The sequence below is a fragment of the Streptomyces sp. NBC_01092 genome, from assembly GCF_045039535.1.
Classification (GTDB): Bacteria; Actinomycetota; Actinomycetes; order Streptomycetales; family Streptomycetaceae; genus Streptomyces.
The window spans coordinates 8,637,169-8,649,986 of the sequence record NZ_CP108659.1 but is presented as its reverse complement, the minus strand read 5'-3'; the positions used below and the strand labels follow the sequence as shown (position 1 = coordinate 8,649,986).

Sequence of the window (12,818 nt, the reverse complement as noted above, 5' to 3'; positions counted from 1 at the left end):
GCCCCCAGAGCAGGTGCGTACCCGGCTCGGACTGCAGGTGCTGCCAGCCATCGAAACCTGGCTAGCCGAAGCCGACGTGTTCGTACGCATCGCCGCTTCCGCCCTGCCCGGTGGTCCGTCGCAAACGGCCGCCGTGCAGCCCGCTCCCCTTCAGCGGCCGTCGCTGCCACCGCCCGGCCCGTCCGCACGCCGCTGACCTCGACCTCACGGAGAGAACCGATTCCCGACACGACAACACCTTCCAGGGCAAGCGAACTCACCTGGAAGGCAGCCGACTTCAGGCTGCGCATGATGGACATCGACCGCGTAACCGGAACTGCGCTCGACACAGCGCGGGACCGCTACGGGCGGACCGTCGACCGCCAGGCCGAAGCAGCCGCCCGGGCCCGCCGCGATCAGGCAGCCCTTCGTGCGTACGCCGCCTACCTCGCCCCGCACGCCGACGAACTGCTGGACACCGCCCGCCGCGCCCTCGACCGGCTGCCGCCCGCCCGGCACACCCTCGCCTGGCGAACCCTCCTCGACGGCCTGGCCACCGCCCACACCGAGATCCGCCGTGCGCTCGATGGGCCTGCCGCACCGGGCTCGACGGCCGAGCGCGAGCAGCACGCCGCCCTGTGGCCGCACCTCGCCTTCTGGGCGGCGCACAGCTACCTCGCGACCGAACTCGCAGGCGAACACCACGGTCGCCCTCCCGCCCTGCGCGGCGAGGACCAGCGGGAGTGGACCCAGCGGGCCCAGGCAGCCAAGCGGCGGGGTGACCTGGAGCTGATCGAGTCGTGGTACGCCGTCGACGGCACGCTCATGACCCTCGCGTTCCTGTGCGAGGACGACACCGAAACGGTGATCGCCATCTCCGGCGATCCGGATGGGCCGGGCTGGCAGGTCATCGGGCACTACCGTGACCAGCACGCGGCGAGAGAGCAGTTGCCCTCTCCGGTGACGCCAGGTGTGCTGCGGGCGGACGTCAACCGGCTCGTCCGCCCGGAGCCCGTGCCCGAGGTCTCGCTCCAGGAACTGATCCGGGATGTCGCCGAGTCCCAGGGCGCGGGTGACGTCGCCGAGGTCCTGCTCACTGCGACCAGGCACGGCCACGACGCCGGCCCTCTGGTCCGCCTCCAAGAACTCCTGGGCACAGCAAGCCAGTTCGCGCATGCCCTGGAAACCGTACGAGGCCAGCAGATCGCCGCCCGGCTCGCCACCCTCGGCCGACACCTCGATTTCCTCATCCGCGAAGTAAACGAGGCGGCCGAGGACCTCGACGCGACCGTTGCTGTCCTCCCACCCCACCGCGCTCCCACACCGCCACGGGTCCGACCGCGCCCGGCCCTGGACACCACACCCGCCGCACCGCCGCCCCGGCGCGCCGTCAGTAGCCCCGCCCGCTGAAGTGCGAGCGCACCAAGCACACCCGAAAGACCCGCTGATCCCCCTCCATCTGGACGAAGTCGCCCGCGGGCTCGACCCCCAGGACCTTGATGCCCACCCCCTCCGCCGAGATCACCCTCACCACCAGCCGCGCCCTCGGTCTTGTCGCCATCGCATCCGGCGAGGATCACCTCCAGGCCATGCAGGCGCTGGAAGAAGCCGGGTTCAGCCGCCTGCCCAACGGCGCGTTCACCGCCCCGCTGTCCGACGCATCGGCCGCCCGGCACACCGCGAGCGCCCTCGTGCACCGCGCCCACGAACACGGCGCCACCGTCATCACCAGCGCCCGGCCCTACCTCGGCGACATCGGCACCGAGATCGCCGCCCGGCTGCCCGGCACGTGGAGCGCCGAGCTGGAGATCTACGGCCACCCGCTCTGCCAGGAAGACCTCTGGCCCAGGATGTGGGAAGCCGGCGACATCTACCGCGCCCTCGAAGAACACCGCATCCCGTTCGCGTCCGTGCTGACGAACCACGCCGGCACCGAGCTGCTGCTGATCGAACGCCCCGGCCACCGCAGCGGTTATCTCCTCGGCCCTCTCACCGACCGGGAACAAGAAGACCCCCACGACGACCCCACCACGCCGCGCAGCATCGTGCTGCCCGCCGATCCCGGCCTCGCCGCACACGCGATTGCACACAGGTTCCTGCCCGCCTACCGCCGCGCCCTGCACAACCAGGACCTCAACACCGTCTTGAGAGCCCTGGAACGCATCCGGGAAGAACACCAGACTCTCCAGGCGATCAGGGGCTCCGGCCGGTACAGCGACGCAGTGCCGCTCGGCGACTCCCGCCTGATCGCCGGAATGGAACGGGACTTCGCCGACCACGCCTGGCTGGAATTCCGTCACGTGCTCGAACATGCGCCGCTCCTGCTCACGCGTTGCCGTCCCGCCGCCACCGCCTGGCCCGGCGATGCCGCAGCACTGACCCGGCTGCGCGAGGCACTCGCCCACAGCCAGGACACGTGGGACGAGTGGAACGACCTGCGTCACGAGCTGTACTCGATCCCCCGGACGCTGCCGGCCCACGAATGGAGCCAGGTCCGCGGGCGGCTCGGCCTTGCCGCCCTGCCGGCCACCGAGACCTGGCTCGACGACAGCGAAGCGTTCGAGCGCCAGGTCCGCGCGGCCGTACCGGGCGGGCCGGCGGCTCTGTCCGCGCCCAGCCCACGGCTGCTCACCACCCGCCCCGCTCCGCCGCCTGCGCCCCGCGCCGCGGCAGCGCACCGCTGACCGCTCCAGAAAGGATGCCTCTCTTCTGTCCGACCACTTCCGCTTCGGCGCCCACCCCGACCACGGATTCGTGGCCGCCGCCACCGCCAACATCCCCGCATACCTGGCCAACTGGTTCCTCGTGCGCGAGCAGTTCGAGCCCGTGCCCGACACTCCGGGCCTGTACCGGCTCACCAACCCCGGGCAGGACGGGATCCGCCGTACCCGCCAGGCCGTTCACGATCTTCGACGCCACGGCTATGAAGTCCACGCCGACTACAGCCTCGACCCCGGCCGCAGCGGCTCCCCGCCCCGGCCGGCCGTGCGCAACGGGCTGATGGAACGCCGCAACCGCATCGCGCAGGCAGCCGCCACCCGCTCCCCGCAGCAACGCGGCGCCCCGACCACCACGCTCCCCCAGTTTCTGCCCCAGCCCGGCGCCGTACCGGTGGGCGGCCATACCCAGGCAGCCAGGAAGGGGCGGAACCGATGAGCGCCGAGCCGATCCGCATCACCCGCGGCCAGGGCGGCGAAGTCGACGTCGAGGGCCCGGTCGACGGCTTCGCCGCCAGTGTCCTCAAGCGTGCCGGGTTCGACGCCTACCCCCAGTTGCGCGGCGTCTGGATCCGGCTGCCGTTCGACCTGGGCCGCACTTGGGAGAACGAACACGCCACCTGGGCTGCCGAGATGCTCACCGCCGCCCGTTACGGCGTCGACCTCGACCCTGACCTGCGGGCGACCCCGCCCGCCGCGTCCGCGCCACCGGCGCCGCGCCGTACGAAGACCGCCATGACCGCGCAGTCCGAGCCCGCCGGCACCCCGCGGCGGCAACGGCGCTGACCCGCCGGTTCGAGACGTTCGAGACGCCTCCGCTCTGACTTCCTCCGCTGCCATAACCCTCCACTTCAGCTCCGGCACCACGATCGTCGCGCTCCCCAGCGGGGAGCGGCACCAATGGGCCACGACCGCCCTGGAGCTGGCCGGATTCACCCGGGAGCACGAGGACGACGCCCACCGGCTGTCCCTCGACGACCGCACGCGAGCACGCGAGGCGCTCACCCGGCTGCTCCAGACGGCCCGGGACTGCCAGGCCAAGGTCATCACGGCGAAGACCTGATCGATCTGGTCCGCACCGCCACCGTCTGTCCGGCCGAGAGACCCGCCCGCTCGGTCGTCACCGCCGCCGCGCCGCCGGAGCCACCGGCAGCCGTCACCCCCGGACGCACGCGCTGATCTCCCACCCCCTTCGCCCCAGCCAGACGATCACGGAAAGCACCCCGCGTTGAACTCCCGCACCAGCTGTCCGCCGGACCGCACCGCCTCCCGGCCGCTGCTCGCCGAGCGGCATGTCGCCCGGCTGCTGCTGGGCACCCTGATCGGGCGCCTGCCCAACGGCATGGCCCCCGTCGCGATCCTCCTGTTGATCGCAGAGCAGGGCGGATCCCTCGCGACCGGCGGGCTGCTGTGTGCGCTGTACGGGCTGGCCAGCGCCATCGGGCAACCGGCGCTGGGGCGGATGGTCGACCGGCGTGGTCAGACCCGGGTCACGACGGCCGCCGTCCTGGTCACCACGGTCTGCCTCCTGCTGCTGTCATACGCCGACGCCGTAGCGCAGCCAGCACTCGCAGCCGGGCTAGTCGTCCTCGCGGGGCTGAGCACGCCGCCGCTGGAGGCCAACCTGCGCGCATTGTGGGCTGTCGTGCTGCCGGATCCGGAGCGGCGGCGCGCCGCGCTCGCGCTCGACACGGGCGCCCAGGGACTGATCTACATCGCCGGACCGCCGCTGGTCGCCACGCTGTCCGCCCTCCACGGGCCCGGCGCGGCCATGACGGTCACCGCGGTGCTCGGGCTAGTCGGGGCGAGCGTGATGCTCAGTACCGCGCCGTGCAGGAAGTGGCGTCCCGCCGGCGCACGCACGGGCGGATTCCTCGGGCCCTTGCAGCACGACGGGCTGCGGTTGTTGTTCCTCGCCTTCTCCGGTGTTGGCTTCGCCTTGGGCGCGGTGAACGTGTGGGCCGTGTCCATGGCTGACCGGCACGGTATGGCCCTGTTGTCCGGGGTGATCCCCGCCGCGCTGTCCGTCGGCAGCCTCGTCGGCGGCGTCCTGTACGGCCGATGCCGCTGGCCGGGCGGCTTGAGCGGCCAACTCCTCACCGCGGCCCTGCTGTTCGCCCTCGCGTGGGGGCCACTCGCCGCGAGTCCCGGCCCGCTCGTTGCCACCGCGCTCACGGCGCTGCCGGGTCTCTTCCTCACCGTACTGATCACCAGCGCGTTCCTGACCGTGGACGCGCTCGCCCCCACCGGCACCCGCACCGAGGCGTGCGCCTGGCTGATCGCCTCCGTGGGCATCGGGCAGGCCGCGGGAACCGCGTTGGCCGGCACCGCCGCCACTAGCCCCACGATCAGCGCCGCACTTCCCGCAGCCGGCGCGCTTCTCGCCTTGGTCGTTCTCGCGGGTTCCCGACGGCAGATGTCCACTCCCTTCAGCCCGTCGCATCGCGGCCAACACCGCCGCCGCAACGACACCGAGACCCCCTCCTCCCGAGGCCGGCATCGCCGTGTCAGTGGCGCTTAGCCATCCCTCCCTGAAAGGCCCTTCCTCCATGCCCCGAACGACCTCTCCCACCTGGAACTGTCACCAGGACGAATGCGCGGCCTGCACCTCGTCGAGCCGCGACGACATGACCCTGTTGCGCTGCGCCCTCCTCTTCCTGCTGGAGCAGGGACGCTGGATGGCCACCGACGACATCCCCCTCCCTCAGATCCTGAGCGGCGGCGGCGACTACCTGAACCGCCTTGCTGGCCCCGAGGGTGACGACACAGTCCCGGTTCCCCCGGTAGAGCAGTGGCCATGGGTCGACGCGGAGTTGCGCCTGGCCGTGGCCCGCGCCGCCGGGCTGGATGCTGTCAGCGCCCTCGATCCCCGCATCAAGAAGGTGCTGGCCAAGGCCGCCCGCCGGTCGTGGCGACATCACGTGGATCTGCTCGACCGCGCTGCTGAGCAGCTCACCGAACACCTCCCGCAACGCGCCCGCACGACATGAGCCGCTGCGGCTCACCGCACACAACACCCCGACACGAGGAGATCACCCAAGCGCATGGCCGTTGTTGGTACACCCGGCTATCGGAACGTGCGGAAAGGCGAGTCAGGTAGCTGCGGGGCGGTGAGGCCCGCCCTGGAGCATGTCGGCAGTCATTGCCCATCGTTCGTGGTCCAGCCACGCACCGTTGATGTGCTGGAAGCTCCGGACCCGCCTCACCTTCGCCCAACACCCCACCGCTTTCCCACCACCACCGATAGGAGACCCGCCTTGCCCGAAGCACCAGCAGAGCCGTTCATGACGATCCGGCACACCATCACCGGCGAGATCACCACCACCGGCTACAACGCCGCCGCCCGGCGGATCCTGCTCCAGGCCGGCTTCGAAGAGACGCCAGGCTGCGCCTGCCGGGCGACGGAACCCGGTGCGGAGCGGACGCACGGGCCTGCTCGGCAGCCAGCGAGCTGCTCGTCGCCGACCATCCCGTGCACCTGGACCGAGCCCTCGGTCGGCCGGTGAGCGCCGACGGTACGCCCCGGTTGGCCCTGTCGCCGATGTCGGCACAGTCCGTGATCCGCTCCGAGAGCGGCCAGCCTCTCCAGCGCATCGCCAACCCAACCCGCACCCGTACCTGTTGAAGGATCCTCCTTTTGACCACACCCGGAACGCCTACCAGTCCAGCGCGCACCAAGGGCGGCGAACTACGGGCCAAGGTGGCCCGACTGCTGGCCAACCGGCCGGCGGACACGCTCACCATCGGGGACATGGCCAGGCAGCTGGGCCACTCCCACGGCGCCGTCCGCAACGCCGCCCTCACCCTGGTGCGACGCGGCGAGGCCGACCAAGGCGGAACCGGACAACCGGAGTTCCGCGCGAACGCGAAAACCGCCGCAGCCGCGCAGACCGCTGTGATCAGCCCACCGGGCACCCACTCTCCCCGCGCCCAGGCGGCCACGGCCCGCACGACCATTCCCGCAGCAGCCACGCCCAGGCAGACCGGCCCGATCCGTCGCGCGGGGGGCCAGGTCTACCACCCCCGGGAGCTGGCCGATCTGCCCGACGTCGAGGCGTTGAATCGCTTGCGCGACGCCGACGTGCCGGTGCTGCTCTACGGCCCTCCGGGCACCGGCAAGACGAGTCTGGTCGAGGCGGCGTTCCCGGACCTGCTCACCGTCGCCGGTGACGGCGACACCACGGTCGGCGACTTGATCGGCGAGTACACACAGGACGACGCGGGAGCCTACGTCTTCCAGTACGGTCCGCTGGTCACCGCGATGACCGAGGGCCGCGCCCTGCTGATCGACGATGCCACCTTGATCTCACCGAAGGTCCTGGCGGCGCTGTATCCCGCGATGGACGGGCGCAGGCAGATCCAGGTCAAGGCCCACAAGGGCGAGACCATCAAGGCCGAGCCGGGCTTCTACGTGGTGGCGGGCCACAATCCCGGCGTCCACGGGGCGGTTCTGACGGAGGCGCTCGCGAGCCGGTTCAGCGTGCAGATCCAGATCGGCACGGACTATGACCTCGCCCTGGCGCTGAGGATCGATGCCCGGGTGGTCCGGGTCGCCCGACACCTCGCCCACCAGGTCGAACTCGGCGAGCTGGGCTGGGCCCCCCAACTGCGGGAACTGCTCAGCTACCAGAAGACCGAGGCCGTCCTCGGCACCAAAGCCGCGCTCGCGAACCTCGTCGGCATCGCTCCTGTGGAGGATCGCGACGCCGTCGCCGCCGCCGTCATCAAGGCTGCCGGCGTCAAGAAGATCGCGCCCCTCACCCTCGGCAAGCAGCTCCCCGCCTCAGCCGCCCGGCAGCCCCCGGGCTGCACCGGCTCCGCACACCGGGGCCGCTCGCGATGAGCGCCCACCACCACGTCCAGTCCCCCGCCACCACGCCGGACGACGACGCCGACCTCGCGCGATGGGACGACGACGGCGCCCCGCCCGCGCAACCCCGTTCCTCCCCGGACGCGTGGCTGCGCGTGGGAGCCGAACTCGGCGATCGGCTGGTCGCCCTCTCCGGCCGCCAGGACCTCCTCGTCACCTGCCGCCCCGGCACGCGCAGCGGCGCACCGGCCGCGTTCTTCCCCACTCTGGGCGAGGTCGAGTTCGACGCCGGCCTGTTCGCCCCGCTCCAGCCCCACGAGATCCATCCGCGGATCGTGGGCGACGAGGAGCGGTATCCCGCCGCCTGGGGAGTGTTCGTCCACGAGGCCGCGCACGCGGCCCACTCCGTCTGGACACAGCCTGCCGGAGCGAACCCCCGTGTCGTCGAGGCCGCGCTCCTGCTGGAGGAGAGCCGCGTCGAAGGCGCACACCTGATCACGCGGCCCACGGACCGCACGTACCTGCGCACCAGTGCCCGAACCCTGGTCATGCCCGACATCGCCCACCCCACCCTCCAGGGCATCGAGCACGCCGCCGCCGTGGCGGCCCTGGTCCTCGGCCGCCGTGACGTCGGCATCCTGGACGCCGGCGAGACCCGGGCCGTCGCCGATCTGTGCGAAAAGGTGCTGGGCGCAAACCTGCTGGCCACACTCACCCGCATCTGGACCGCAGCCCACCAGTGCGCCGACCACGACGCCACGACCATGCTCGCGCACGCGAAAGAATGGTGCGACGCTCTGGACACCGCGGCCCCCGCCCTGCCCGTGCCGGAGAACCTCACCGATCTGCTGTCCGGCGCCGTGGGGGTCGTCATGGACAGCACGGCAGCCACCGACGCCGCCGACCTCGCGGCACAGGCCGCAGCGACCAACGCCATGGCCGCGCAGTCCAAGGCGCAGGCTCAGGACCGCGCCCAGCGGGCCGGCCAGCGACGCAAAGCCGCCGCCACCGCCAAGTCGGTGTTCAACGCCCGTGGCACCACCGTCACCCCCGACGGCACACCGGCGCCCTACGGCAACCCGGTCACCGGCACCCGCAGGCCCACCGCCGCCGAGCAGAGTGCCGCCGCGCGCCTGAGCCGCGCCCTGCGTGCCGCCGCCTACCGCGAGCGGACCGAGGAGCGGACCACCAGCCCCACCCCGCCCGGCCGCCTCAACATGCGCGCGGCCCTCGCCCGCGACGCTCAGCGCGCGGCCGGGTCGGTCCCCACCGCGGAACCGTTCACCCACACCCGCCGCCGGAACTCCCCCACCCCACCGCTGCGTGTGGGTATCGCCGTCGACGTCTCCGGCTCCATGCGTGCCGCCTGCGCGCCCGTCGCGTCCGCTGCCTGGATCGTGGCACGCGCAGCAGCCTTGACCGACCCCGACTCCCTTACCGCCACCATCGCCTATGACAGGCACCTGACCGCATTGACCCGACCCACCCACCGAGCACCAGAGCGCGTGACGACGTTCGATGCCAACGGCGGCCACCACAACCTCGGCGACGCCATCGACGCACTCGACCACGGCCTCGAACTCAGCCGCCCCGGCGCCGGCCGCCTCCTCGTGATCGTCACCGACGCCCGGTACGGCAGCGACGAAACCGCTCAAGCCGTCACCCGCGTCAAGCAGCTCACGACCGCCGGCTGCGCCGTACTCCAACTCACCCTCACCGCGAAGTCCCACCACTTGCCGGGGACCACCTTGCTGCACCTGCCCCAGCCCTCCAGCGCTCCCGTCGCCATCGCCACGGCGGCCACAGACGCCATCCGCAGGACACGCTGAGACGACGCAGAAGACAGAAAGCAGGAACAACCACGTGGCAATCCGCACCGCCTGGAAAATTGTCCACAGCTGTGGACACGAAGTGACGCACAACCTGTCCAACCGTCCCGCCGACCGGCGCGCCTCATTCGCCCGCTGGCTCGAAGGCCGCGACTGCACCGACTGCTGGAAGGCCGCCCGCGACTCCGACACGGAATCCAAGGAAGCCTGGCTCGCCGCCAAGCGCGCCGAGGAGCAGCAGGCCGCCGCCGAGTGGGCCGAGCAGTTCGACATGCCGCCGCTCGATGGGCCCGAGAAGGCCCTCGCCTGGGGCGAGCGCTCCCGCCACCAGCTCGTCACCGCCGCGTACAGCGCGCTGGTGAGCGAGGGCACCTGGGACGAGGCCGACTGGGCCGTCCTCGAAGACAAGATCCGCACCGTCGACCGCGCCGGATGGTGGATCGACCAGAGGGACGCTGAGGGCTCTGACCTGCCCGAACTCCTGGACGCCGCCGCCTCGGACGACATCGGGACGGAGAACCCGTTCCGGTAGGACGCGGGGCTGTATACCCGACGATCCCCGGTTACCGAAACCGGGGATCCTCCGGATCCTTGTTCCTCCCACCGCCTCCCCGCGTCCCTCGTGGAAGGAACCCAGCCGTGCCCGCATCCAGCCATCCGCATGCCCCCGGTGACATCGTCACCCCCGACCGGGACATCACCCACGCCCACTTCCGGCCCGGTGACCAGGTCGTCATCCTCAAGGGCACCTCCGGCAGCGAACTGTGGGGCGACGCCTACAAGGTCGTCACCCCGTCGTGGCACACCCCTACCGACGAGGACGGCTGGCGCCTGTACGACCCGGCCGGCGGCGAGCGCACGTACATCACCGCGCACCCGCGCTACCTGGTCCACCTCTCCAGCCGCTGCCCGGACTGCCTCATCTACCAGCAGGCGCTGCGCACTTACCTCATCCCGCGCCTGGCCGACGCCCACGAGGACGTCGACTGCGGCTGGTACTCCGTCACCCGCCTCAACCAGGTGGTCCACGTCGCCGACGCCCGGGGCGGCCAGTGACACAGGCACTCGGCTCGCAGCGCGCCGCAGACCTGACGGGTACGGCTACAGCGGCCATCGAGGCGATCACCGGGAGCGAGTGGCCGACGCTGCTCGCCGAGGCCCTGCGCGAGATGGACGCGACGTGGCAGGAGTCGGCCGAAGTGTGCGCCGACGTCGCCTGGCAGGCCCGCGCCGCCGGCAACAGCGCGCTGGTCGTGCTCACCCCCGAGCACGTCACCGACGCCAGCCAGGACCCGGTGATCTGGCGGACGTACCGGCACCTCTACCTCAGCACGCTGCGCTACGACTTCCGCTGCCGCGACATCGAGTCACTCATGAACAAGGTGCCGGTGAGCGTGCTGAACGAGGACCCGTACAGCGAAGCCCTGTACGGCTTCGCACGGCTGGGGCAGTCCCGCTCCGACGGCCTCGCCGTCCTGCACCGGGTCCTCGTGGCCGCACCCGACCACCCCAAGACCCTGCACGTCCTCCTGCACGGCGTGTGGCTGGGCACCTTCCTTCCCGGCCGAGCACCCATGCTGCTGGCCCTGGTGGGGCTGCTCCCCGAGGGCGGACTGAACGATCCGATCGCGCTGCTCCGCATGGCCTCGGCCCGGCGGAGTCTGGGCCAGTACCCCGAGGCCCTCACCGCCATCGACCACGCCCTGGAGGTGCTGCCGCCCGGCGAACTGGCAGTCCACGCCGACCTGGTACGCGAACGCGCCCTGATCACCACGGCGCACGACCTAGCCCTCCTCATCCCCAACCGCCCGGACCCCACCCCATGATCATCCGTATTGGACCGCGCGACCTCAGCGCCGGCGAGGCGCTCGCCGAAGCCCTCGGCCGCCCGGTCAGCCACCGCGAGGCCCTGACCGACCACACGGTGGTCGCCCACTGGAACAACCTCGACATATACACCCCCCTCGACGAAGGGCAGAGCTGGACGACCGCCGAGTTCGCCGAGCACCTGGACGACCCCAACTGGCGTCACCCCGTCCCGGTCAGTCCGCACGGCGACCGCCGCGCCATCTGGCACGCGGACGTGCGGCTGCACCCGGACGACCGGGGGCTGACCCGCCCCGAGTGGACTGAGATCGCCCACCGGATCGCCCGTGCCGCCGGCATCCAACACCCCGGCGACGACCACGGGTGCCGCTGGATCGCCGTGCAGGCGCAGCCCGGCCGCCTCGATCTGATCGCCAACCTCATCCGGGCCGACGGCACGTGGACCGCACAGCCGCACCGGTTGTTCGCGCTCCTGGCGGCGGAGAGCCGACGCATCGAGGCAGAGCTGGGCCTGCTCTCGCCCCGTAGTGAACCGGATCCGCAGCAGCCCGTCCAGCAAGCCCGGTTCACGGGGCGCCGACTGGAAGCCGGCACCGCCGATGCCGCTTCTCAATTCGGTGTGCTGCTGCGGCAGCTCGCCGCCGAACGCACCGGGCCGCTGTCCACGGTTCGTGGTCTCATCGAGCACGCGGCCCACCGCCTCGATGACCTGCCGGATGCGTACGGCCCCGACATCGCGCACCAGCTGGAGATGGTGGCCCGCCGCCTGTATGGCATCCAAGAGAGTCTCGAGTCTCTGGCTGCGGCCCTGCCAGCCCCCGCTCAAGCGCGCCTTGCCGGGCCAACACCCCGTGCATCCACGCGGATCGTCGCACCTGGCCTGTCCGGCGCCCGGCTCTCCCGCTGACCCGACTGAAAGAACCCTTCTTGGCCCTTGCCGATCGCTTCCTGACCTTGAGGCGCGATGTGCACTCCGGGGAAGTCCTCGCCCGCGGCGGGGATCCCGAAGCCCACAGCATCCTTGAGCGCAGCGGCTTCGTCCCCGTCGTCCGCCTCCACGAGACCTATCACCGCCTGCCCGTCGGCCTCGACGAAGCTGAGGAGAAACGTCTCGCCACCCGCGCCGTCGCTCGTCTGCGTGCCGTGAAGTACGGCGTCGACACCGACGACGCCTTCGACACCGACAGGCGCGAGCCGCACTACCTTCCGCTCGGCTCCTCGGTCGCGCACCTGGCCGAGCGGATCCGCGACGCCACCAGCAGCGACGAGGTCGCTGACGTCTTGACCGAACTGACGGCCTCCCACGACGGCGTGCTCGTCGCCCTGGGCGAGGTGCTGGCGGCCACCGCCGCCTTCTATCAAGACCTCGGCCAACCGGCAGATCCGCACACCGCGAAGCGGCTGCAGTACCTGGCCGAGCACCGGCTCGGCGTCCTGTGGTCGGACCTCGCGCACATGCGCAACGACCTCGTCGACCGGCACCAGGACCATCCCCAGCGCCGCGCGTGCACCGCCGAGGTCGGACCGGAGGAACGCGAAGCCTCCGCCGTCTGCGCCTGCCCGACGCCTCCGCCGCGCCTGACCACCAGCCCCGTCGCCGCGCCCGCCGCACCCGCACCGGCACACCCGCGACGCTGATCGCGCCCTTCCCTTCCG

The 12,818-nt window shown here is 71.7% G+C and carries 14 protein-coding genes; all 14 read left to right on the top strand.

The features are described from left to right. Nucleotides 1-288 precede the first annotated feature (288 nt). The 14 genes from OG254_RS38990 to OG254_RS38925 all read left to right on the top strand — a co-directional run bounded on the left by OG254_RS38990 (nucleotide 289) and on the right by OG254_RS38925 (nucleotide 12,800). On the top strand, nucleotides 289-1,389 hold the full coding sequence (locus OG254_RS38990; RefSeq protein WP_405591654.1) for a hypothetical protein: 1,101 nt from the start codon (nucleotides 289-291) through the stop codon (nucleotides 1,387-1,389). 89 nt (nucleotides 1,390-1,478) lie between these two features. Beyond that, nucleotides 1,479-2,663, top strand: coding sequence for a hypothetical protein (locus OG254_RS38985; RefSeq protein ID WP_405591652.1), 1,185 nt, complete (start codon nucleotides 1,479-1,481; stop codon nucleotides 2,661-2,663). A 70-nt stretch (nucleotides 2,664-2,733) separates the two neighbouring features. Continuing rightward, nucleotides 2,734-3,135, top strand: coding sequence for a hypothetical protein (locus OG254_RS38980; RefSeq protein ID WP_405591649.1), 402 nt, complete (start codon nucleotides 2,734-2,736; stop codon nucleotides 3,133-3,135). Next, nucleotides 3,132-3,482: a hypothetical protein gene (locus OG254_RS38975; protein WP_405591646.1), complete on the top strand. Its 351-nt coding sequence runs from the start codon at nucleotides 3,132-3,134 to the stop codon at nucleotides 3,480-3,482. Before OG254_RS38980 ends, OG254_RS38975 begins: the two co-directional genes overlap by 4 nt. 442 nt (nucleotides 3,483-3,924) lie before the next feature. Continuing rightward, nucleotides 3,925-5,217 carry an MFS transporter gene (locus OG254_RS38970; protein WP_405591643.1) on the top strand — a complete coding sequence of 431 codons (1,293 nt, stop codon included), beginning with the start codon at nucleotides 3,925-3,927 and terminating at the stop codon, nucleotides 5,215-5,217. A 28-nt stretch (nucleotides 5,218-5,245) separates the two neighbouring features. Further along, entirely contained in the window at nucleotides 5,246-5,686 is a 441-nt protein-coding gene (locus OG254_RS38965; protein WP_405591641.1) for a hypothetical protein, read from the top strand. A gap of 294 nt (nucleotides 5,687-5,980) precedes the next feature. Continuing rightward, the gene (locus OG254_RS38960) at nucleotides 5,981-6,202 is read left to right on the top strand and encodes a hypothetical protein (RefSeq protein WP_405595453.1); all 222 of its coding nucleotides are present in this window, start codon (nucleotides 5,981-5,983) and stop codon (nucleotides 6,200-6,202) included. Nucleotides 6,203-6,396: 194 nt separating this feature from the next. Continuing rightward, nucleotides 6,397-7,539, top strand: coding sequence for an AAA family ATPase (locus tag OG254_RS38955; RefSeq protein WP_405595451.1), 1,143 nt, complete (start codon nucleotides 6,397-6,399; stop codon nucleotides 7,537-7,539). Then, on the top strand, nucleotides 7,536-9,335 hold the full coding sequence (locus OG254_RS38950; RefSeq protein ID WP_405591638.1) for a hypothetical protein: 1,800 nt from the start codon (nucleotides 7,536-7,538) through the stop codon (nucleotides 9,333-9,335). The genes OG254_RS38955 and OG254_RS38950 overlap by 4 nt, the downstream gene beginning before the upstream one ends. Before the next feature lie 82 nt (nucleotides 9,336-9,417). Beyond that, on the top strand, nucleotides 9,418-9,867 hold the full coding sequence (locus OG254_RS38945; RefSeq protein ID WP_405591635.1) for a hypothetical protein: 450 nt from the start codon (nucleotides 9,418-9,420) through the stop codon (nucleotides 9,865-9,867). A 107-nt stretch (nucleotides 9,868-9,974) separates the two neighbouring features. Beyond that, nucleotides 9,975-10,391: a hypothetical protein gene (locus OG254_RS38940; protein WP_405591632.1), complete on the top strand. Its 417-nt coding sequence runs from the start codon at nucleotides 9,975-9,977 to the stop codon at nucleotides 10,389-10,391. Then, nucleotides 10,388-11,161, top strand: a complete 774-nt coding sequence (locus OG254_RS38935; protein ID WP_405591629.1) for a hypothetical protein — start codon at nucleotides 10,388-10,390, stop codon at nucleotides 11,159-11,161. The genes OG254_RS38940 and OG254_RS38935 overlap by 4 nt, the downstream gene beginning before the upstream one ends. After that, nucleotides 11,158-12,069 carry a hypothetical protein gene (locus tag OG254_RS38930; protein ID WP_405591627.1) on the top strand — a complete coding sequence of 304 codons (912 nt, stop codon included), beginning with the start codon at nucleotides 11,158-11,160 and terminating at the stop codon, nucleotides 12,067-12,069. Before OG254_RS38935 ends, OG254_RS38930 begins: the two co-directional genes overlap by 4 nt. A gap of 20 nt (nucleotides 12,070-12,089) precedes the next feature. Further along, nucleotides 12,090-12,800, top strand: a complete 711-nt coding sequence (locus OG254_RS38925; RefSeq protein WP_405591624.1) for a hypothetical protein — start codon at nucleotides 12,090-12,092, stop codon at nucleotides 12,798-12,800. Nucleotides 12,801-12,818: the final 18 nt, after the last annotated feature.

What these genes read in the sequence shown, in the direction of transcription:
- OG254_RS38960 (WP_405595453.1), top strand. Translation starts at nt 5,981, where the DNA reads ATGACGATCCGGCACACCATCACCGGCGAGATCACCACCACCGGCTAC.
- OG254_RS38985 (WP_405591652.1), top strand. Translation starts at nt 1,479, where the DNA reads ATGCCCACCCCCTCCGCCGAGATCACCCTCACCACCAGCCGCGCCCTC.
- OG254_RS38950 (WP_405591638.1), top strand. Translation starts at nt 7,536, where the DNA reads ATGAGCGCCCACCACCACGTCCAGTCCCCCGCCACCACGCCGGACGAC.
- OG254_RS38975 (WP_405591646.1), top strand. Translation starts at nt 3,132, where the DNA reads ATGAGCGCCGAGCCGATCCGCATCACCCGCGGCCAGGGCGGCGAAGTC.
- OG254_RS38930 (WP_405591627.1), top strand. Translation starts at nt 11,158, where the DNA reads ATGATCATCCGTATTGGACCGCGCGACCTCAGCGCCGGCGAGGCGCTC.
- OG254_RS38990 (WP_405591654.1), top strand. Translation starts at nt 289, where the DNA reads ATGATGGACATCGACCGCGTAACCGGAACTGCGCTCGACACAGCGCGG.
- OG254_RS38965 (WP_405591641.1), top strand. Translation starts at nt 5,246, where the DNA reads ATGCCCCGAACGACCTCTCCCACCTGGAACTGTCACCAGGACGAATGC.